The sequence below is a fragment of the Pseudomonas jilinensis genome (genome assembly GCF_003586265.1).
GTDB lineage: Bacteria > Pseudomonadota > Gammaproteobacteria > Pseudomonadales > Pseudomonadaceae > Halopseudomonas > Halopseudomonas phragmitis.
Window position 1 is genome coordinate 1 of record NZ_QJSA01000050.1, and the last position, 618, is coordinate 618.

Sequence of the window (618 nt, forward strand, 5' to 3'; positions counted from 1 at the left end):
TATGCCCGACGCTACCAGCACGATGGCAGTGAATTCAATCGGCAGGCCGGGACACTGAGCATTGCCCGGCGCTGGCGCAAGCCCTTTGTCGCGCCGTTTTACGAGTTCGATCCGGTCATGCAACTGGTGGTGACACCCCATGGTGGCCATGACTACGTACTCTGGCTGCACCACCGCTACACGGCCACCAAGATCTGCCTGGCTGGCCGCTTGCACAGCCTTGGACTGGACCAGGTCAATCTGCTGGCATTCTGGGACACTCTGCAGCGCTATATGGATGTGAGTCAGCCCTTGCCAGACCTGCCGGTGCTGGAGCAAAGCCGACATCTGGATCCAGTGACTGCCGCTTTTGATGCGGCAAACCAACGCCCCGAGCGTTATTGGCGTGACATAAAACCCAAGGTCTGGGGACGCAAGGAAGGCAAGTTGTTGCGGGAGAAACTGGCGGCCTACCCCTGGCAGCAGCAGCCTTGCATTGTGCAAGGCCGAATCGATCCCAAGCTAACGATCGAGACCTATTACCGCAGCCAGGAAGCCAAGGGGATTCAGGCCACGCCCAAGGGTGATGATTACGATAATGTTCACCGGGGGTAAAGTTGCAAGGTTCTGGTGTTCCAG

1 protein-coding gene is annotated in these 618 nt (G+C 58.3%); it reads left to right on the top strand.

The window, feature by feature from the left end; translation table 11 throughout:
* The coding region (locus C2846_RS18500) for a hypothetical protein (RefSeq protein WP_119702195.1) at positions 1–594 on the top strand (594 nt) is incomplete at its 5' end.
* Positions 595–618: the final 24 nt, after the last annotated feature.